This is a genomic window from Peribacillus sp. FSL M8-0224, assembly GCF_038003055.1.
GTDB classification, from domain to species: domain Bacteria; phylum Bacillota; class Bacilli; order Bacillales; family DSM-1321; genus Peribacillus; species Peribacillus frigoritolerans.
In genome coordinates this window covers 415809-435883 of sequence record NZ_JBBOOJ010000001.1, presented here as the reverse complement: position 1 = coordinate 435883, position 20075 = coordinate 415809, and the positions used below count along the sequence as shown (strand labels likewise).

Here is a 20075-nt window from a genome sequence, read left to right as displayed (position 1 = left end):
TCCCTATAATTGTTTACTTCCTACAATCTCCAAAAGATCAGTGAGTGTCCGGATTTCATAGGTGGGCTTGATTCCCAGATCATTATCCTTTTGATGGGGATTGTACCAGCATGTATCCATTCCATAATTCAAGCCGCCCTGTATATCTGAAGTCAAGGAGTCACCCACTATCAACGCTTTCGATTTATCCGTGATCTTTAACTTGGAAAATGCATAATCAAAAATCCCTCTATCAGGCTTCTGAAACCCAGCCTCTTGGGAAACTATCAAGGTCTCAAAGGTATTGCAAAGGGCTGACCCGCCGATCCTTGCTGTCTGCACTGCCGTGAAGCCATTCGTTATAATAGCAAGCCGGCATCCTCCAAGCTTCTCGCAAACCTCTATAGCCCCGGGCAGAAGATGTATTTCCTTTCCCAAATGTCCCAGGTACGCACGGCTGAACGCATCCGCATCCATATCAAGCCCATGCTTCAGGAACAACCGCTTGAACCTTTCCACTCCCAGAATCGTTAAATCTATATGCCCCCGTTCCAAATCCCTCCATAATACCTTACTGATTTCTTGGTAGCATCCCGCATAATCCTCCGCCCCTGTTGGCAAACCAAACTCTAAAAAGGCTTCATGCATTGCTTTCTTTTCCGATATTCCAAAGTCTAGCAAAGTATCATCAACATCAAATAAAATAATTTCGTATTTCATCGCTGCCCCCATAATCATTTTAGTCCAACTTAACACATTTCCTTTAATTTCGTATTAATTATGCAAATTCATGGTAAATACATACTGCAAGCTTGGAAAAATTGCGGGAACGTAAAGAAGATATCATTCCCCTTACGTACAATTTTTTAAATAAGTTCAATGAAAGGTATCATGAAAATAAAGTCATTTCGGAAGAATGCTTGAACCTATTAATTCATTATTCATGGCCCGGCAATGTACGCCAGCTCGAAAACTTGATTGAACGGTTGGTCTTAATAAGTGACTCCGTTATCCTAATGTCCGACTTGCCTGAAATATAACCGAGAACGTTGAACAGGTCACACAGATTGATCTCCCCACGTCACTCGATAAAGCACTTGATGAAACGAAACGGATATTGATCAGGAAATCTTACCAAACATACAAATCATCAAGGAAAGTCGCGAAGGACCTCTCTATCAGCCAAACGAAAGCCTCGGCATTGATCCGGGAGTACTGTGAGGACTTAATGAATAAATAGGTACCATGAAAATGAGCTTCCATTGTAATCACTATTTCTTCTTGTTTAAAGAACTAAGCTATTAAATTCAGGTACGAATAATAAATAAGGGACTTCCCCTTTGCGGGCAAGTCCCTTATTTTTATGAAGATCCCACTATTTTTTCGCCCCTCGGCTTTGTACTATTTGAGTCCGGTTCTCTTGTTATGCCAATTTGATTGAATTTATCATCTCTGGACAGTTTGTATGTCAATGATCCTGTACCTGCTTCATCAGGCTTGAAAGTGCCTGCATTTCTCCGTTTTCCATCTTTCAGCAGCCACACCTGATACACCTCGGACTCTTGAAGGCTAGGTAAATTCTGAATTTGAACGATTAACCTTCTTTCTTCACCTTGCTGCAAAATGTATGCAGCCCCATCCGTATTCATCTTTACTGCCGTCTTATTGGCAGGCTGCAAAGATAGCGACGTTTTAACCTCCGTCGGCAGCAGATTGATAGCTGCAAGTTCTTTTTTCAGTTGAATATTGGAATATAACAGCACAAATAACAAAACCAGAACAGCCAACAAAAGCCCTGAAGTTACTGGTGTAAACTGCTTAAAGAAAAAACCACTCCATTTCTTTCCCCTTCTCACCGGAACTTCATCATCAGTCTCAAAGACAAAATTCATGACCTCTGATTTCAGGGAAGAAGAAGGTTCCATTTCTTCGAAATCCCATTTCAATGAATCCCAGGCTTCCGTCATTTGTTCATACTCCCTAGTGCATTCAGAGCATTGAATTAAGTGTTCCGCGAATGCCTTTTTTTCTTTTTCTCCCAGTTCACCCGATAAAAATGAAAGCAGGTTAGCGCACTCTGTATTCATTTACAAACCACCTACTTCCAAATACTTTTTCAACAATTTTAGCGACTGGTGAAGTCTGCTCTTGATGGTACCAATCGGTTCATTTTCAATTTTGGCAATTTCCGTTAACGAGTACCCTTTCCAATACAGTAGATCAATCAGCCTTTTTTGCGGCTTGCTTAACTTACTTTTTGCATTGGCGATTTCACTGTATAATAGCCCATTTTCTATAGCATTATTAGGATCTTCTATGTCAATCGGATGACTCATGTCCATGTGTTTGTTATTCCGGTTATGAACGCTGTCTTTACGGACATAATCCACACACACATTTCGTGTAACGGTCAAAAGCCAGCTTACAAAGTGCCCCTTTTCGGAATTGTAACTGCTTTTTGTGGTCCAAAGCTTTAAAAAGACCAACTGCACGATCTCTTTAGTTTTTTCAGCATTTCCATTTGTGAACTTAAAAATAAAACCATAGATTAATTTAATATGCCGGTCATAAAGTTCTTCCAGAGCAGGACGATGCTTTTTCATGACTAATGCCATCAATTCCTTATCAAGTTTTTCTTTCAATCGCACCTGCAACTCCTCACAAGTAAATTTGGAAAAAAACGTGTAACAGGAACGACCATCACTGATCGTTCCTTTTTCTTATTTTGGAAAAACCGTCTTATCATTTACAATATACCAAACATTTTTCACACCTTCGCCATTGACATCTCCCGCTCCCTTATCATTCACAAAATAGTAGAGTGGAAATCCTTTGTACGTTACCTGCTCTTCCCCTGTATCTTCTCTTTTCATGGTTCCAAAGTCTTTTTCCTCAAATCCTTTAGGGACAGCAAAATCCCTTTCCATGAATGGCGGCCATTTTTTCAGACAATCACCCATGCAATTGCTTTTTCCTGATTTATCATTCTTGAAAAAATAAAGTGTCATTCCTTTGGAATCAGCAAGGTATTCGCCTGTTGTTTCACTTTCCATTAATTTCAGGGTCATTGCTTTTTCATTAGCAGTACCAGTAACCACTTGATCATTTTGAGGTGAATCATTAGCTTCATTTCCACATGCCGCCAAAACTAGGACCATCATAAAAACTGAAAATACCATCCGTTTTTTTTTCATATGCGCTCACTCCTCGTCAATTTACTTCCATCCCCATTTTTGAAACACTTGATGGGATTTTTCCGTTTTAAGATAATCAATGAACTGTTTTGCCTTTTTCTTATTATCACTTTTTCTTGTTATGCTTACCGGTGTTCCTCTATAAAGCTTGTCTTCCTCAGGGAGCTGAACCAGGTCCGTCACATCCGCTAGACGGTAATGCCAGGATTCATATGTAATCCAGGCGTCTAATTTAGAATTTGCCTTCCATAGATCGATAACTTCTGCACTGGATCTCACTGAAATGTCAATATTCCTGCTAATTCCAGGAATCAATCCTTTTCTTCCGGCCAAATCTTCCCATAGCCCCAGTTGCCCGGCTCCATTAACATCAACAATCTTTACGCCCTTCTTCGTTAAATCCTCCAAAGACTGTATATTCTTTGGGTTTCCTTTTCTAACCAGGATTCCAGCAGACCGTGAATACAATTCTGTACGGTCCTTTTCATCAAGGAGCTCCGGATGATCATGCATAAAATCTGTTAGCATATACTCGGACCCTCCGTATATGATATCCGCATCCTGTTTGGCTTGATCAATCCATTTTTCTTCGGGTCCCGCTGTTACTTCTACCTTTATCCCCGTTTCTTTGGTGAATTGCTCCCCCGCTTCCTTGATAGGTCCAAGAGGTCCACCTGGTCCATAGACTTTCACGACGCCGTCGACAGCATGGCCCCGTTTCGGAACCATTTCCGGTGAAAATCCTAACAGTACTAGCATTAATGATAAACATCCAACAAAAATGAGCTTTTTCAAATCTCTCTTCTCTCCCTTCTAAAAAATCTTTGTACTATAGATAACGGGTCAAAGTTCAAAACGGTTTGAAAAAAATTGTTATTTTTTTAAACTTGCTGCAAATACATCTGATGATTTTAAGCATTTCTCTTTTTTCTCGACAAAAACACCCCATTCGAAAAAGTATCCATTCGAATGGGGCATGACTTTAATTACATACTCTTTCAATCCTCTTAACCAAGTGGCAGAAAAGGTTAGCTTGAATTGCTTCCCTTTTTTCTCTGTCTATTTCTTTTAACAACAGCTATCACCAACAATAACAGAGGAATCAACGTTTGCATCAAAACCCCATAAAAAGGGAAGGCGATGATATCAAAACGGCTGACATCCATAGCGCTAGGATACGACCAAAAGCTGAATTCTACAATTAAAATCCCTATCGGCCATACCACAGGACGATAGTCGGAGAGATTCAGCCACTGCGCGGTACCCAAAGCAGCCGCATAATAAAACACAGAAATTTTGACAAACGCTCCTACTATCCATACGGCCATGATGGCGGACTCCAAATGTTCAAAAAAGTCGGCTAAACTGATGTACCGAGATACATTCATCAGGGGATAATTCTTTGTAGATGTTGTTGATCCGAGTACAAAAAGAACGATAAGATTCACTACAACTAACGTCACCATCACGGCAAACACAGTCATCATCCCGTGTTTCATTCCTTTTTTCATATCCGCTAAAAAAGGGAGTAGAAAAATGATCAGAAAAAACTCGCTGAACCATCCACCCGGTACAATTGAACCCTTGATTGGAGGCATAATTCCATTCCCCAATACCGGGAATATATTCTTAAATTCAAGATCAGGGCCCAGTAAGATGATTAAGAGGAGGATTGGAATGATAAAAACAGGAACAAACAATTGGGCAGCTCTCCCCAACACTTCTATCCCTCCGCATACGATAAAGGCACAGAGGAGTATCATCGATGCCATGACCACGCTAATTGGGGTTTTGACCAGAAAAGAGTCGACAATATATTCTCCGTAACTTCTTAGGATTTGCCCTGTGATCGGGATATAAAAAAACAAGAATAAAAAACCGAGAATTTTCCCCGGAATCCGCCCAATGATCTGTTCACTGAATTGGATAACCGTTTGTTTCGGATAAAGTTTGTGCAGTTTATAAGCGATATACACCGTCGCATATCCGATGAGAGACGCCAAAATGGGGGACAGCCATAAATCAGTTTTGGCATATTTCGCTGTGATGCTTGGAACACCGAGAATAGCCGTTGCCACAATCGTCGGATACATCATGAATGCCATCTGCAGAGATGAAATTCTCCCTTTCTCCATCATCTTCCTCCCTTCTGTGATAGTATGTAAATTTTAAATCACGCAACCGACCGATAGATTTACTTTTTCATAAACTCTTCAAACGGCTTCATAAAGAGATTAATCCATTCAGTACGTCCTGCCTTCTGCGCGAGTACGACATGTGTAGCACCTAAACGATAGGATATTTAGCATAAAAAATGCCCAGTCAGCTTGTTTAAGTTCCTTTACGATTTCTTTTTCTTACAACAGCAATCACCAACAATAACAGAGGAATAATCGTTTGCATCAAAATTCCTTGTAAAGGGAAGACGTTGACATCATTACGACTGACATCCACAGAGCTAGGCAACGACCACAAACTGAATATGACAATCAAAATCCCTATCGGCCATACAACAGGACGATAGTCGGAGAGATTCAGCCACTGTGCTGTACCTAAAGCAGATGCATAATAAAAAACTGAAATTTTTACAAACGCCCCCACTATCCATACCGCCATGACGGCGGACTCTACATGTTCAAAAAAGTCGGCAAAACTGATGTATCGAGATACATTCATCAAGGGGTAAAGCTTTGTGGATGTTGTTGACCCGAGTACAAAAAGAACCGTAAGATTCACCACAATTAACGTCATCATCACGGCAAAAACAGACTTCATACCGGATTTCATCCCTTTTTTCATATCCGCCAAAAAAGGAAGGAGGAAAATGATCAGGAAAAACTCGCTGAACCATCCCCCCGGTACAATCGCACCCTTGATTGGGGGCATTATACCATCCGCCAATATCGGGAATATATTCTTGAATTCAAGATCGGGAATCAGCAAAAGGATTAAGATACAGATTGGAAAAATGAAAACAGGTACAAACAATTGGGCAGCTCGCCCCAACACTTCTATTCCCCCGCGTACGATGAACGCACACAGAAGCACCATCGATGCCATGATCACACTAATCGGGGTATTTACCAGAAAAGAGCCGACAACAAATTCTGCGTAGCCTCTAAGGAGTAGCCCCGTGTTCTGGATATAAAAAAACATGAGTAAAAAACCGAAAATTTTCCCCGGAATCCGACCAATGATCTTTTCAGTGAATTGGATCACCGTTTGTTTTGGATACAGCTGGTGCAGTTTATAAGCGATATACACCGTCAGATACCCTATGAGCGCAGCAAAAATGGGAGACAGCCATAAATCAGTTTTGGCATATTTCGCTGTGATGCTTGGAACCCCGAGAATGGCCGTTGCCACAATCGTCGGATACATCAAGAATGCCATCTGTAATGATGAAATTTTCCCTTTCTCCATCTGCTTCCTCCCTTCTGTCATAATTTGAAATCATGCAACCGACTGATAGACTCACTTTTCCATAAACTCTCCAAATGGCCTGAAAAGAGCTTCGATCCATTGAGTGGGTCCTGACATCTGTGGGAGATTGAACATGGACAGAATCAAGCCAGTGAGGAGCAGTGTAAGAAAGGCCATTTTATCTTTTTTAGGATTCTGTTTCATTCTCGGCCATTCATACAAAATGATTAGAGCTACAACCACGCTTGTACAAAAAAAAGCTCCCCATCTCATTTGTCCTTCACCTCTTCCTCAGACAATCCTGCCGGTTTGTTTATATAGCCCTGTCTTCGAATATGGGCCGCAACATCGACTTCCACTTCCATTTCTGCGAATATCTCATCCCAGTGGTTATCGACCTTATTAAACTGTTTAGGATATTTCCGATAGAAATCTTTACCTAACCCTAAAATGTCCGCTTTCTTATGCTGAGTATTCAGAAAAGCCATCTCGATGCGTTTTTCTATATCTTTTTGATATGCTCGTTCTGCAGCTTTTAGAGACTTAGGATTTGAAAGGTTTAAATTCGTTCCATTTTGTATAACAGATCCATCTGTATTCACCCTCACTAATAATTTCCATTTTTCATTGATAATTTGCGGAATGATCTTGACTTTGGCTGACACTGGACTTAAAGATATCTTCCCTTTCACCCCTTTGGGTTTTATGGTCACGGTATATGATTCCACTTCATCCCTTAACCACAATAGCCCTCTTGTTTCTTTTTCCGTCATCATCCCAGTCATTTTATCTTTTTTGAATACGGCTGTCCCGACAATGTAAGGAATTCCCTGTAATTTCGTTTGACCTTTCCCTGGTGGTAAAATTTTAACGAATGGAAGTGCGGCCGCTTGAGGTATACCCGTTAACATTTCATCTAAATCCTGCATTGTGACCAGCATCCCGATATGTAAATCTGATAGTTCTCTAAGCACTTCCCCTGAATAGTTTTCCAGGGGTGGCAAAGATTCAAGGATAGGCTTTGCTTTCCCTTTGCTGACATACACATTTGCTTTCTCTCTTGGCTGCGGATGACGCAGTAAAAAATCCAGCTGCTCTTGAATTCCTTCCTTCGCTAACTGTTCACCGAATACAAATATTTTACAATGTCCCCAAAATACTTTTCGCGGAAGCTTGCTCTGAAGCTTAGACAATGCATCTGAAATATTGGAGCCTTTTTCATATCTTACCAATGTCGTAACCGCACCCCCTCCTTGACTGCTCCCTCCTCCTTGACCGCCCCCTCCACCACTTATTGAACTTGGAATAAAGACTTGGATGGATAGTTCGATTTGATTATTATCCTTCTTATCGATGGCTGCTGCTGTGACAATCGCCAAATCAGTGATTTCTGTTCGATCCCAACAACCGCTTAGAAAAGGGGTTGTTCCACTAATACCGAGCAAAAGAAGGACGCTTTTCAAGAAATGACGCCTCTTTACTTTCTCCCATATCTTTGTTCTCCTCCAACCATTATTCACTCCGTTTCACTCCCCCTTTTTGGATTTGGACTCTGTTCCGGGGCTTGACGGTATACATTAGAATCCCCTGTGAGGCGCGGGCGTGTATCCATCATCCACCAAGGAGCTCTCCACAGCACATCTTTCAGCTCTTGTCCTTTTAACGGTGCCAGTGGCGTTAAGTAGGGAACGCCAAAAGAACGCAAGCTGCATAAGTGAATGACTATGGCAATGATCCCCATCATGATGCCGAGCAGTCCTAAGGTACCGGCAAGCAGCATCATTGGAAAACGCAGCATCCGGAAAGCAATTCCGGCAATATAACGAGGCATCATAAAAGAAGCGATTCCCGTAATCGCAACCACAATGACCATTGGCGCTGAAACCAACCCTGCTTGTACGGAAGCTTGACCAATCACTAGAGCGCCAACAATGCTGACAGCAGAACCTACCTGCTTCGGCAATCGAACCCCTGCCTCTCTTAGTGCTTCAAAGGTAATTTCCATAGCCAATGCCTCTACAATTGCAGGAAAAGGGACCGATTCCCGGGATGCCGCGCTGCTTAGCAGGAGTGCGGTTGGGACCGCCTCATGATGGAACGTCAAAATAGCAACATATAGGGACGGAAGCAAAAGAGATAATCCCATAAAAATAAAACGTAACCAACGGATAAAAGTGGCTGCCATAAAACGTTGAGCATAATCCTCTTGTGATTGAATTAAAGAAAAGAAGGATATTGGAGCAATCAGAGTAAAGGGAGTTCCCTCTACAAGAATGACAGCCCGTCCCTCGAGCAAGCTTGAACAGGCTACATCCGGCCGTTCTGTCGTCATGATCTGAGGGAAAGGTGAATACGGATTGTCCTCAATCATTTCCTCGATGTACTCGCTTTCTAAAATTCCGTCTATTTTAATTCGTTCCAACCTGGTTGTAATCTCTTCAATCAGTGTTTTATCCGCAAGGCCATCAATATAAGCAATCGAAACATTCGTCCTGGTAAGAGTTCCAATCTTCATTGATTGTATTTTAAGGGCAGGACTTTTAATAATACGTCGCAATTGGGACGTATTTACTTCCAGAGATTCAATAAATCCCTCTCGTGACCCCCTAACTCCCCCCTCTGCCATAGGTTCTTCAATCGCCCGCTTTTCCCATTTGGACAATCCTAAAGAAAATCCATCGCTTTCCCCTTCATATAGAAGGATCGGGTTTCCAGAGGAAATCGATTCAATACAATCCGCCAACATATTCACTTTTACCACTTTAGGGACGGGCATTTTATGTTCAATAAACTCATTTAATGGCTGTGGCTCTTTTGATGACTCTTGCATGAGTGGAGATAGCACATATTGCTCTATCGCCTCGATGTCTGAGAGTCCCGCAATGTAAATAAGCATGGCCCTCGTCTTTCCGAAAAGTAAGAACGAACGGAACATCACATCCGAGCAATTATCATAAATAGAACGAAGTGTTTCTACATTTTGACTGAAATTCGCAGCAAGTACATCTGCAGGCTTAGAATCCTGGTAATTATTCTGTACACTGGATTTTTTTTCTTTCGTTTTCCTTAACAATCTACCTACATTACGAATCAAGCTGAATACCCCCATTTTTTTGCAGGTCGCTCTAACTCCATTTTTCTATGTTTCTTCATTAAGGGTATTTTATACAGGAAATCCTGTTTCCGGCATGAACTAATTTTCATGGAAAAGCTATGTTATTAGTTGATTTTGAATAAACCGTAAACTCTTGTGATATCCTGTTTGTAATTAATAACTAAAGGGTATATCAAAAACCGAGGCTATATATTAGTCGAAAACACTGTCTCTGGCTAAGTATTGTATTTTGAATAAGCTACACAGGACCATAAAGTAGGGGTTACTTTTTAAAGGATGGATATTGCTTTTAAAAATACCTCTGTTTTTTTATACATTGCATGGGCAATCAGACTAAAACATTAGAAGATAAGGGAGATTCTATGTCATTATTAATCACATTGCTCGGATTATTGGTGTCCACAATAATCGCTACAATATTAAATGCTATATGGCCTCGTATCCCACTTCCGATATATCAGATATCCATGGGAGCAGTGTTCTCATTATTACCATTTCAATTATCATTTGATTTTCATTCAGAATTATTTATGATCTGTGTCATTGCTCCGCTGCTCTTTACAGAAGGAAAAAATACGTCCAGAAAAGAAATGCTTGAATTGCGTAAGCCTATTCTGTTATTAGCCTTTGGGTTAGTATTTGTGACGGTTTTTGCAGGAGGCTTTTTCATCCACTGGTTAATACCTGATATGCCGATGGCTGTGGCTTTTGCTTTAGCAGCAACCATTACCCCTACGGATGCGGTAGCGGTACAATCGATTACAAAAGGATTGAAATTGCCTGGAAACATGATGCCCATCCTTGAAGGTGAATCACTTTTCAATGATGCTGCCGGAATCGTTGCTTTTAAAGTTGCCCTGGCAGCTGCCTTAACTGGAGTGTTTTCTATAAAAGATGCTTCGCTTAATTTTATATTTGTCGCTTTAGGCGGCATCTTTATAGGGATCCTATTGGGCTATTTAATCGTTAAATTACGATTATTTTTACGGGTTCATGGACTTGAAGAAATCCCAATGTCTATTGTCATTGAACTAATTACGCCTTTTGCCATCTATATGGCAGCTGAAGAATTCCATGTTTCCGGAATCTTGGCAGTGGTTGCTGCAGGTGTCATTCATGGCATCGAGCGGGATCGCCTTCAGAGTTCCACGACTAAATTGCAAATTGTATCAACTAATACATGGTCTGTATTAGGTTATGTCTTGAATGGACTTGTATTTGCTTTGTTAGGATTTATGTTGCCGAGTGTTTATCAGGAAATTGAGTCCAACTTAAATAGGGGCATTCTTTTTGGGATAAGTGTCTTGATCGTTCTTTTATTATTGGTGATCCGTTTTATATGGGTATACATCCTGCATGATACTTTTACGAAAAACAGAGTGAATCCATTAGAGCAATTCATTATGTCCAGGGTTCATCCAGAAGATAGCAATGACACCGATGAGGAGAATGTTTCAAGATCCCGATTTGCATTTTTGACATCCGTTTGCGGCATTCATGGAACCATTACATTAGCTACAGCTTTATCCATACCATATTTCATGCGGGATGACACTTTATTCCCGATGCGTAATACTGTCTTGTTCATCGCAGCTTGCGTAATATTGTTAAGCGTCACATTGGCTACGGTTCTCTTGCCACTACTGGTAAAGACACCGACTGAATTCAAAGATGAGCGGCTAACCTCTGAGGAGGCTTATAAAATTGTTTTAAATAAAACGATCAACCAGCTGAGCAAAGAAGCAACCATCGAGAATCAGAAAGCGGTCCATCAAGTAATGGAAGATTTAAATGAACAACTGATAGATTTGGAACGGGGAATAACGAATCGACCGGATGATCGGACAATACGCGAATTAGTGGAGCTAGGAGCCAATAAGGAATTGGAAGTCGTTTCTGGATTAGTCGAAAAAGGGACTATATCTGAAACAGCCTTTGAACTATATAAAGTGTATCTTTCAAGAACCTCGAATTATATGCAAAAATCCTCCCTGAAAAGGGCTTGGATCAATTTGCAGGCCATTCTTTTCAAGAAAAAGATCAATGTCAAATGGGATAAGAAATGGAAAGCGAAATTAGAGAACTCCATCGTTAAAAATGCGGACCTGATCAGTGAGTTCCGTAAAGCACAAAAAGAAGCTTCCAAGGAAGCCATTTTATTGATCAAACAACAAACTGCACCTGAAAACCGCCATGAGGTCATGCTTGTCATCCAAAGATATAATCGTAATTTGAATCCGTTCGGAACATTAAGTGAAAAAGAAGCAAAACGCTTTGAAGAGATGGTGAGTCAATTTCAGTTGAATGCGATGCAAATCGAACGTGATATCATTGCGCAAATGGTTGAAGATGAGCAAATATCCATGCAAACAGCAACTGAGCTTAGACAAAACTTAATCTATGATGAAATGATAATGATACAAAATTGATAAAATATTAAGAGACTCCGATGCAACAGGAAACGGTGTCTCTTTATTTACATTCCAAAGCAAGGATGAATACCTCAGGAAAAATGAAATGACCGTAGATCGAGCAGGTATAAGGGCTTTCGTCGAAATTCCAGACGATTCACGGCATCTGTTCCCATTATTCTTTATTGCCCTCACAATGGAGTTAAATCACCGTTTTGCAACTTTTACAATTGAACCTAACTCAGTTAATACAAGTGTCATGAAGCTGGCTGGTCAATACAACGAACTCTTCCTTGAATTCAAGATACATCCTACATAACAAAGGTAAAAGGCATGTTCGTTTCTGTGTATCACGAGTAATTTCTCCAAATTCACGAGTATAAGCACCAAACTCACGAGTATTCGCTCCAATCTCTCGAGTAATTGCCCCAAACTCACCAGAAAAGCACTAAACTCACGAGTAATTGCCCCAAACTCACCAGAAAAGCACCTGGAAGGTCCCTTTCCAGTTCATATAACCTTTCTTTCATTTCGAAAATCCCCTGTTTCGTCCGCACCATTATGGAATCTTGCTCTGTGAACAAACAGATGATTTCTTCTGCCCGGAAAACATGCTGCATTTCTCCTTTTCTCCCGACAAAATACGGTCTTTTCCTCTCCTTCAAGCGTTCCATCAATTCCTGCACTTCCTCATTCCATTCATGATTGCGGATAAGCACCTCTATCGCCTGATCTCCTCATCTATCTCTACGTTTATTTTCATCTATGCGACCTCCCTTTGCTTATAATGTATGTATATTAATATCTTAATATTTGGCTTGTAATTTCCAGCTACATGCCACTTTATTACGATAACATGCTTGAAATGGATACTCAGATACACTAAATAACCGTCCAAATAATTGGACGGCCCTTTGATAGTACATCTAATTCCGGATTCGATGCGTTTACATTAATGAAGATCACTCTTTACTTGTAAAAGTACTTGGCATCACCACAGCGATTACCTCTCCACGGGCGCAAAGTTTATCGAGTGCAAATACCTCTGTTTCGATTCTCCATTTTTTAGGATGAATTTCATGAATCGTCCCAACGGCCATTAATGGCACATCATTTGGTGTTGGCTTTACGAACTCCACATTCAGTGACGCAGTCACGAACCTGGGTGGTTCAACTCCATCTCCAACTTCATGACCGTTTTTACGGTGTAAAGCCAATGCAGCGGAACCTGTTCCGTGACAATCAATTAAAGAGGCAATCAAGCCGCCATAAACAAATCCTGGAATTGCAATATGCTCTGGACGTGGTGTATAGATAGTCCTTGTTTGCTCGTCTTGCCAACCTGTTCGAAAATGATGACCATCTTTGTTCAAGCGACCGCATCCATAACACCATGCAAATGCATCCGGATAATCATCTTGAATCGCTTTTAGCACATTCTCCTCCATCATCTCTCCCCCTTTTTCAGAATATTATAACACCATTAAAGAATAAGGGGTCTATTTGGATACATGCTGAAAAGTTAGTTTTTTGAAATTCCATGAATCTTTATTGAGGGTACTACCAAGTTTTATTTTCATAGAATAGTAACCTGAGGCAGCTTTAATCGAAAAAAAGTTTGTAAGAATCCCTGCTCCTTTACTCCATATAATTGACAAAAGCCCCTGTTAGCAAGCAGCATTCAGGGGCTTTCATTTGAAAATATATATAGTTAAGAAGTGTATCTATTATTTTGTTGCAGGTTTACCTTCTTAAAAGTTAAGCCTTTTTCTTAAATCCCAATACTTGAATGTCATTTTACCCATTTTCGACTTCGAAAGTGAATCATATTTACGTCCAAGTGCTTGATTTTGTTTTTCTAGCTTAGTAATTTGTTTAAGTTGAACTTTGTTCAGTTTTTTTAATTGCTTTACTTCTTTAGCTAATTCTTTATTTTTCCCTTTCATATCATATTTTTCTTTATCAACAATTGCCCGTTCTTTGATTGAAATCTCCACATCTTTTGGTTTTAGTTTAGGATTGCCAAAGGTTTCAAATCCTATCGTTTTTAAATAGGGGATGTTATTTTGAAAATTTTGTTCAAAGGTTCCATACCTTTTATGGATGTGGAGAAATGTATAACATCCAGCTTTTTCTGCTGAAATGATTTGACCATACCCAGACAGTTTAAACAGTTTTTCGACTCGTTTTATTTCTTCAGGTATGTTTTTGACAATATAGGTGAAAACTTCGTCAACATTAAACTCCGCAGGCAATATTTTCACTTTATTTAATGATGTATGCCTAATCAATTCATCAAAGTCAGCTTCATCAATATAAAACATATTCGCACTTTCATTCACATAATCGGTAATGCGCTTGCTCCATAATGGTCCTTGCAGTTTTTTTATTGCTTCTGAAAATAAAAACTGCCTGCTAACTTGATACATTCGTTGTGCCGCAAACTCATATATATCCTTATTACATAATGCTAATTTGACAGCGTCACGGAAATCCTTCTCTGTAACAGCATATAACGGGTAATCTTCGCCAAAAAGCTTCATATGCATTTTGGTTGGATTCATTATTACAGCCTTTCTTAAAATCCCATACTCCAATAGCTTTGTAGACAGTTCCAGACTGCTGTCCATTTCCTCACTTCTCCAGGTTATCCCAATATCACTGTTCACGATTAATTGTTGGGCATTCTCCCTTGTCAAAGCACCGTACCATGTAAGCCCATCCGTATTTTTAAGGAGGTATGCCGCTTCTTCCTTAAACTGAGAATCATCTTTAACCCATTTGAATTTATCCCCCGCCACATCAAGTGATAGATTCGGGATCTCACGTTTTAATTCTTTAAAAGCAGTAATAATGGGAATGGTCTTCCAATCCGGGTCGAATTTCCCTGTATATACAAGTTTGTTTTTTAACCGGGTCTGCCCTTCCGCTGATTCAACGTTTGGTATCATCGGGGTAAGCAGGGAAACTTTGTTTTTTTCTTTATTCAAATTAAGGATCTCAATGACAAATTCGCACATCTCTTCTGTTTGACATAAGAAATACGCACACTGATCATATATATTTTTGATGCTCTCGAATTTTTCTTCATTAACATCCTGACCTATGTGAGTCAATCCTGTAGCATAAACTAATGTATTCTTTATGATTTGCTTATGCTTTGCGATTTTTTCAACAGTCTCAATGCTTCTAACAAATAGCCAATCATAGTCATTTTGACTCCAATAATGAGAAATGAGCATTTCTGCTACATCGAAATCAATGACTCCTTTTTTTACCCATTCATCACCGGCGGCATTAAAAAAAGGATCGACAAAAGGATTGAGAATGGTTATATTATCAAATTTCTCAAGTGGCTGAAGTAAGATATCACGTTTGACCGGGCTAGCTAAAAGTAAATCAACTTCGATGTTGGAATCTAACGCAATGGTCGATGCTAAGGAAGATAAAAATACTGCAGATCCATCCATTGAATTCATGTCAATAAAGCCAAATAGAAGTACCTTCATTTTTCTGTTTTCAACTAGTTCATGTGAATTCAAAGTTTTCACTCCAATGACTGAAATCTGATATGAATTTTTATTTCTTTATTTGTTCTTTAATAGATGATTTAAGCGCAAGATATTTTAATGTGAATTTCCCTGCATATGTAACGTTGAATTTATGTTCTAACAACTTAAGTCTTCGTATTTCTTTGTTAAGCTTAATATTTTCGATTTGGGCCATCTTACTTTTTTCTACTTCTTCTCGCAGCCTATTATTTTCTTTTGTAACGTTCTCAATGGTTTTTTGTTTTTCCATGCCATTGCTCTCTATGAGTTCCAATGTCATGGACATCATGTCTTTCATTTGTAATTCGAGTTCCTCATACATCGTTTTCCAATATTCGTTTCGTTCGTCCATATTGAAAAAACTCCCCTCCATTAACCTTGGATGATCTCCAATTCTCTTTTTATAACAACATCTACAGCGCATTTTTCCCGAATCGACTGAGAAGCTTGTTTTGACACTCTTAAAAATACGTCCGAGTTGTAATATAAGCGCTCTATTGCATCGGCAATATCGGTAGGAGACTCAGGTTTTGTTAGAAGGCCAGAAACGTCATGTTTAACGAATTCCGGAATTGCCGTAATATCTGTTGAAATCGGCACTAGTCCGCTCGACATTGCCTCACACATGGAAACCCCTTGAGAATCCAAACGGGTCGGGCAAAGGAAAATTCCATACTCCTTATGTAATGCAGCGATTTTCTCCTGAGATAGGAAACCTTTATGAATCGTTACATTCTCAAAATCCCGGATTGGCTCAACGGTTTGATCGAACAATTTTCCATCGCCATAAAATGCAAATTCCAACTTATCGAAGTATGGTCTCTTCGATAGTTCCAGCACTGCTTTCACCGATAGGTCATTGGCGTATTTTCGTGAAGCGTATGGCCTGATTGAAAGGACTTTTGTCCGCATTTCAGCTGGCTTTTCAATAAAGGTAAACAGATTATCATCTATGACATTGGGAATGATTACTGAATTTTTCGATTCTGCTCTTGCATCACATTCCGCTATATGCTCTTTGAACCATTTGGAAATATGAACAAAGGTTGTATCCAATTCATTCGTTTGATAAAACCAATTCATAAAAGAAAGCTGTGATACATAATAGTCGTCCGACATTTCAAGTATCTTCCTCAAGCTTTCAGGGCTTTCAAGAAAATTAAACCATCTTCTATGCCATGCCTCCGTTTCAAATCCATGTATCCAGGTGATAATCGGTAAATCCGTGTTCGTTTCTTTTATCGCTTGTACCATTTTTGGATTAACAAAATGAATGAGCGCTTTTTTATGTATTTTATGATTTAAGAAAATGCGCAAATGCTGTTCAGTTCCTCGATAAACAGGCACATCTTCATACGTATACTTTTCCGCTTTTTTATAGGCAGGATGCAAAACAAAGACATCCACCTTCAAACCCTCATCCAGATAAGCCTTGACTCTTCGGTGGATAAACCCATTCCGATATAGCTGATCTTCATGTGGATAAGCATTCGTAATGATCACATATCTATCTTTTTCACTAAATGTAAGCTCATATAGATTTATAGATTCCTCCATTTTTGTTCACTCCTACTATTCAGTCATCTTCAATCAGCCTGCTACTTATCTGTAAATGAAGGATTTTTAAAAGACCCTTTTCCAACCACTTTTAAAACCGTCAATCGATTATAACAAACATGTATTACTGAATATTGACATCAATGTGAGAATTCTGTAAATAAAAGTAAAGTTTTCATGAACTTTTATATGTTTTTGTAAAGTTTCAGTATGTATAAACAAGCAAAATAAAGAAGGGCGATCCAGTTACCGGAAGCGCCCTCTTATATATTTCCCCAAAGCTTAGACTTGATTATTTTTATATCCATAATGGGGTTATTGGTTTAGTTACCAGTAAGTTGACTTTTTTCTACCTTCCAGAATTATTCAAGCATGTTTTTGTAAGAATAGAATAGAATCGAAAAAAGACCAATTTGCTGAAGAGAGTGATATGGATGGAAGAAATTACCTTTAAAGCATGTGCAATCACTAATGAAATCGATTTGAACAAAATCGCCATTCATTGCGGCATCCCCAAAAAATTCACCTGGGAAGAGCCTTTAATTCTTAAAGGCGATATTCTACGTTCCATCCTTTATAAAAATGTGGACGAATCGCAGCAGGTGCTGGTTTTTTCCTTTGGCAGCATCGTATTCATCAATTACTCACATGAGGATGAGATCAAGGCATTTTCCTCCTTTATCCAATCATTCGAGCCGGACATTGATCTCGTCAATGTAGATAGATATACGGATGATTACAGCCTTCACTTCAGTGAAACTGAAAACATCAATTTGACAGACGAATATGTAGTTGTTCCTAAATATGAATTTTTCTACCCTGAATTAATATCCACCATTCTCGCAAAATCGGTGGCTCTTGAAAAGACTGAGGAACAACTAGGAACAATCCACGACAAGCTTGAAGCCATGATTGACCGACTGGAAAAAGGCAAGCTCAGAATCGGTAACAAGGAACTAGCGAGGACGACGGCGAAAATCGTACGTCACGAGTACAATACCCTGGCATATATCATGATTCTGGATAAACCTGATATTACATGGACAAGCAGCATTGCCGGCGAATTTTATGACAGAATGCTTGAATTTTTTGAATTGAATGATCGGTATAAAATCCTGAAAAGTAAAACCGAAATTTTATATAACATTATGGATGGGTTTTCTAACATCAGCCATTCGATCAGGGGACTATTCGTTGAATGGATCATTGTAATTCTCATTGTCTTTGAGATTCTTCTGACGATTCTAGAAATTGTAGGATGGATTCCATGAATTCTTAATCATATCGTAAGGAATACTTTCCAAAAAAATAAGCATCGTTTTGATGCTTATTTTGCGTTTAACCACTTCATCATATTTAAGCTGACTGTATACTGTCGTTTAATTACATGCTTTTTCCTATCGGGTCGAAGCATTCCGGAAGTTATCTATATTCCCCTTAATCCAGAGCAAAGTGGAAAATGAATTCCTCCCCTTCTTCCCCATTAAATCTGTATCCTTTGTCAATGAATCCAGCTTTTTTATATAAATTTATCGCTGGGACATTCGAATGATGCACCGTTAGAATAATCTCATCTTTATCTGGATGACTTAGTTTGATCATATCAGGCAACACTTTTAACGTCTTAAAAGCTAGCCCTTTTTTTTGATGGCGCAAATCCAAGGAGAATGATTTAAGAAGAATCGCATTCTCATTACTTGTATATTGATTTCCCGCTTTATCCGTATATAAGGCAAAACAACCAATCAAATCCTTATCTAAATAAATGACCATGGGGAGGTTATATTTATCCTTCCTGAAGTCTTCGATAACTTTTAAAGGTAAAGAAGTATAGATTGCTTGTTCTATAGGTAAACAATAATTGCTCAGCGCCTCATGGTCAGTTTCCATAAAAGGTCTAATAATTAATCCAGCCATCATACTTGCACCCCATTTTCACATTTCTGATAAAGTCACGTAAAAAGGAATGGTTTTGTTTACCATTCCTTCAGACTGTAAACAGACTCAATGAAAAAATCAAGTTTGCCTGCATTTTTTATTTGAATGGTTCAGTTGATTTCAGAGATTCACTCCCTTTCCGCCGACTGACTGCCAAGCCTCCTCGGCACAAGCGCCTGCGGGGTCTAGGCTAGCCAGTATTTCGGCAGGAGTGTCGCAAATCTCTTCAATCCAATGAGGCTTACAGTAAAAAAATATCAATGATCATCTAGCTTGTTTGAATATTATGGTTCGGGATGAGAGCATTCCGAATCTCCTTTTGTAGATAAACTAGATGAAGACTCAGTTTGCCTGCATTTTTTATTTGAATAGTTCAGTTGATTCAGAGATTCACACCCTCTCCGCCGACTTTCTGCCAAGCCATATCAAAGCAAGCGCCTCCGGGGTCTTGGTTAGCCAGTTATTTAACAGTCGCAATTTCTTCAATCCCATAAGGATTATAGAATAAAAACATAAGGATAATCTAATCTTGTTTTAATTTCATGGTTTGGGGTGGGACCAATCCGAACTCCCTTTTGTCAAAAAATTGATGGATCAGCCAAACTGTAAACCAATTGGAAAAGAGCCTGTTTCCCTACAATATTTCTTTTATAAAATTCCAGTTGATTGGAACGGAAGGTACGAGACTCCTGCGGGAAAAGCGTGGCCAGGGAGACCCCGCAGGCGACGCCGCGGGCGGACCGCCCGCGGAAAGCGAGTGCCTGGAGTGGAAATCATTACACATACCCCTTTCAGAAATCCGCTCCCTTTCCGCCGACTTTCTGCCAAGCCATATCAAAGCAAGCGCCTCAGGGGTCTTGGTTAGCCAGTTATTCGGCAGGAGTGTCGCAAATCTCTTCAATCCAAT

The 20075-nt window shown here is 39.6% G+C and carries 21 protein-coding genes; 5 read left to right on the top strand and 16 right to left on the bottom strand.

What is annotated here, in order from left to right; genetic code table 11:
- Positions 1-3 precede the first annotated feature (3 nt).
- Positions 4-699, bottom strand: coding sequence for a YjjG family noncanonical pyrimidine nucleotidase (locus tag MKX49_RS02150; RefSeq protein ID WP_340874588.1), 696 nt, complete (start codon positions 697-699; stop codon positions 4-6).
- Between the two features lie 92 nt (positions 700-791).
- On the opposite strand from MKX49_RS02150, the gene MKX49_RS28345 reads away from it, so the two are divergent.
- Entirely contained in the window at positions 792-1019 is a 228-nt protein-coding gene (locus tag MKX49_RS28345) for a hypothetical protein (RefSeq protein WP_445670086.1), read from the top strand.
- A gap of 77 nt (positions 1020-1096) precedes the next feature.
- Positions 1097-1219, top strand: a complete 123-nt coding sequence (locus tag MKX49_RS02145) for a hypothetical protein (protein ID WP_340874585.1) — start codon at positions 1097-1099, stop codon at positions 1217-1219.
- A 121-nt stretch (positions 1220-1340) separates the two neighbouring features.
- On the opposite strand, the gene MKX49_RS02140 is transcribed toward MKX49_RS02145, so the two are convergent.
- From MKX49_RS02140 to MKX49_RS02100, 9 genes are all read right to left on the bottom strand, one after another.
- Positions 1341-2066 carry an anti-sigma factor gene (locus MKX49_RS02140; RefSeq protein WP_340874583.1) on the bottom strand — a complete coding sequence of 242 codons (726 nt, stop codon included), beginning with the start codon at positions 2064-2066 and terminating at the stop codon, positions 1341-1343.
- Entirely contained in the window at positions 2067-2621 is a 555-nt protein-coding gene (locus MKX49_RS02135; protein ID WP_264896411.1) for an RNA polymerase sigma factor, read from the bottom strand.
- A 78-nt stretch (positions 2622-2699) separates the two neighbouring features.
- On the bottom strand, positions 2700-3173 hold the full coding sequence (locus tag MKX49_RS02130) for a hypothetical protein (protein ID WP_340874581.1): 474 nt from the start codon (positions 3171-3173) through the stop codon (positions 2700-2702).
- Positions 3174-3194: 21 nt separating this feature from the next.
- A complete protein-coding gene (locus tag MKX49_RS02125; protein ID WP_445670155.1) occupies positions 3195-3932 on the bottom strand; it encodes an extracellular solute-binding protein in 738 nt (245 codons plus the stop codon).
- Between the two features lie 269 nt (positions 3933-4201).
- Complete coding sequence (locus MKX49_RS02120) at positions 4202-5308, bottom strand: GerAB/ArcD/ProY family transporter (RefSeq protein ID WP_323598936.1); 1107 nt, start codon at positions 5306-5308, stop codon at positions 4202-4204.
- A gap of 196 nt (positions 5309-5504) precedes the next feature.
- Entirely contained in the window at positions 5505-6596 is a 1092-nt protein-coding gene (locus tag MKX49_RS02115; protein ID WP_340874578.1) for a GerAB/ArcD/ProY family transporter, read from the bottom strand.
- A 51-nt stretch (positions 6597-6647) separates the two neighbouring features.
- Positions 6648-6869 carry a hypothetical protein gene (locus MKX49_RS02110; protein WP_336865379.1) on the bottom strand — a complete coding sequence of 74 codons (222 nt, stop codon included), beginning with the start codon at positions 6867-6869 and terminating at the stop codon, positions 6648-6650.
- Positions 6866-8116: a Ger(x)C family spore germination protein gene (locus MKX49_RS02105; RefSeq protein ID WP_340874574.1), complete on the bottom strand. Its 1251-nt coding sequence runs from the start codon at positions 8114-8116 to the stop codon at positions 6866-6868. Before MKX49_RS02105 ends, MKX49_RS02110 begins: the two co-directional genes overlap by 4 nt.
- Positions 8113-9690, bottom strand: coding sequence for a spore germination protein (locus MKX49_RS02100; protein WP_340874571.1), 1578 nt, complete (start codon positions 9688-9690; stop codon positions 8113-8115). Before MKX49_RS02100 ends, MKX49_RS02105 begins: the two co-directional genes overlap by 4 nt.
- A gap of 383 nt (positions 9691-10073) precedes the next feature.
- Here MKX49_RS02100 and MKX49_RS02095 point away from each other — a divergent pair, with 383 nt between their 5' ends.
- Positions 10074-12140, top strand: coding sequence for a Na+/H+ antiporter (locus MKX49_RS02095; RefSeq protein ID WP_340874568.1), 2067 nt, complete (start codon positions 10074-10076; stop codon positions 12138-12140).
- A gap of 88 nt (positions 12141-12228) precedes the next feature.
- Positions 12229-12441 (top strand): hypothetical protein, encoded by a 213-nt coding sequence (locus MKX49_RS02090; protein ID WP_340874567.1) that lies wholly within the window; start codon positions 12229-12231, stop codon positions 12439-12441.
- Positions 12442-12556: 115 nt separating this feature from the next.
- Here the strand turns inward: MKX49_RS02090 and MKX49_RS02085 are convergent, their stop codons facing one another.
- From MKX49_RS02085 to MKX49_RS02065, 5 genes are all read right to left on the bottom strand, one after another.
- A complete protein-coding gene (locus MKX49_RS02085; protein ID WP_323598942.1) occupies positions 12557-12841 on the bottom strand; it encodes a hypothetical protein in 285 nt (94 codons plus the stop codon).
- Between the two features lie 243 nt (positions 12842-13084).
- Entirely contained in the window at positions 13085-13570 is a 486-nt protein-coding gene (locus tag MKX49_RS02080; RefSeq protein WP_063577300.1) for a PaaI family thioesterase, read from the bottom strand.
- A gap of 303 nt (positions 13571-13873) precedes the next feature.
- Entirely contained in the window at positions 13874-15664 is a 1791-nt protein-coding gene (locus tag MKX49_RS02075; protein ID WP_340874564.1) for a glycosyltransferase, read from the bottom strand.
- A gap of 37 nt (positions 15665-15701) precedes the next feature.
- Positions 15702-16025, bottom strand: coding sequence for a hypothetical protein (locus tag MKX49_RS02070; protein WP_142398499.1), 324 nt, complete (start codon positions 16023-16025; stop codon positions 15702-15704).
- A 20-nt stretch (positions 16026-16045) separates the two neighbouring features.
- Entirely contained in the window at positions 16046-17230 is a 1185-nt protein-coding gene (locus tag MKX49_RS02065) for a glycosyltransferase family 4 protein (RefSeq protein WP_052137176.1), read from the bottom strand.
- 434 nt (positions 17231-17664) lie between these two features.
- Here MKX49_RS02065 and MKX49_RS02060 point away from each other — a divergent pair, with 434 nt between their 5' ends.
- Complete coding sequence (locus MKX49_RS02060; RefSeq protein WP_340874559.1) at positions 17665-18501, top strand: RMD1 family protein; 837 nt, start codon at positions 17665-17667, stop codon at positions 18499-18501.
- Positions 18502-18667: 166 nt separating this feature from the next.
- Here the strand turns inward: MKX49_RS02060 and MKX49_RS02055 are convergent, their stop codons facing one another.
- A complete protein-coding gene (locus tag MKX49_RS02055; RefSeq protein WP_251541049.1) occupies positions 18668-19150 on the bottom strand; it encodes a GNAT family N-acetyltransferase in 483 nt (160 codons plus the stop codon).
- Positions 19151-20075: the final 925 nt, after the last annotated feature.